Genomic DNA, 484 nt, shown 5'->3' with positions numbered 1-484 from the left:
GGTTGACACCCGGGCCCTTCGCGAGCGAGTGCGCCATCAGCACGTGCAGGCACTTGACCCGGTCCGGCATGCCGCCACCGGTGAAATCTGTTCCGAGAGACTCGATCTCGTTGCGCTCGGCCAGGTAGGACTCGTACGCCCGCCGGTACGCCGCGGCCAGGTCCGCGTCCTTCCCGAGGCGCTCGGTCATCTCCCGCATCACCCCGGCGGACTCCTGCCGGCTCGCCTCCGCGGTGAGCCTCGGGTCCGTCAAGTAGTACAGCGTGGGGAACGGCGTGCCGTCGGGCAGCCGCGGCGCGGTCTTCACCACACCGGGGGCGCCGTCCGGGGCGCGGTACGCGATGGCGAGCACGCCACGCGGGTCGCGGCCCAACTGCGCCGCGACCGCGTCCAGATCCTCACGGGGAATCTCGGGGGTGGAATTGTTTTCGGTCGGCTCGGTCACCGGACTGGCCCTCCTTGTTGATCAGGCATGGTCATCGAT

Annotated in this window: 1 protein-coding gene; it reads right to left on the bottom strand. The window is 69.8% G+C overall.

The annotated features are described in order from the left end of the window. The coding region (locus tag AC1DYG_RS19485) for a DUF501 domain-containing protein (protein WP_477641504.1) at positions 1 to 445 on the bottom strand (445 nt) is incomplete at its 3' end. Between the last annotated feature and the right edge of the window lie 39 nt (positions 446 to 484).

The sequence above is a fragment of the Pedococcus sp. P1_H8 genome, assembly GCF_056405175.1.
The sequence above is the reverse complement of the archived record's forward strand: the minus strand, read 5'-3'. Positions and strand labels throughout refer to the sequence as shown.